The 255-nt window shown below is 39.2% G+C and carries 1 rRNA gene; it reads right to left on the bottom strand.

From position 1 onward, the window contains the following. Positions 1–58, bottom strand: a 5S ribosomal RNA gene (gene rrf / locus PGC35_RS22185); the annotation flags it as partial. Positions 59–255: the final 197 nt, after the last annotated feature.

Below are 255 nucleotides of genomic sequence, written 5' to 3'. Positions count from 1 at the left end.
GCTTAACTTCCGTGTTCGGTATGGGAACGGGTGTGACCTCTTCGCCATCATCACTAGACTTGAATTATGAAAGACAAGTTTTATTATAACAACTCTGTAGAGTTTTACAAGTGTTATTTTAATAAAAATTTTATTCTTTCAAAACTGGATAAAAGACATTGGTGCTCGCAAATTCATATTTGGTTAAGTCCTCGATCGATTAGTATTCGTCAGCTGCACGTGTCGCCACGCTTCCACCCCGAACCTATCTACCTC

It is taken from the genome of Psychrobacillus sp. PGGUH221 (genome assembly GCF_042055255.1).
Taxonomy (GTDB): domain Bacteria; phylum Bacillota; class Bacilli; order Bacillales_A; family Planococcaceae; genus Psychrobacillus.
The sequence above is the reverse complement of the archived record's forward strand: the minus strand, read 5'-3'. Positions and strand labels throughout refer to the sequence as shown.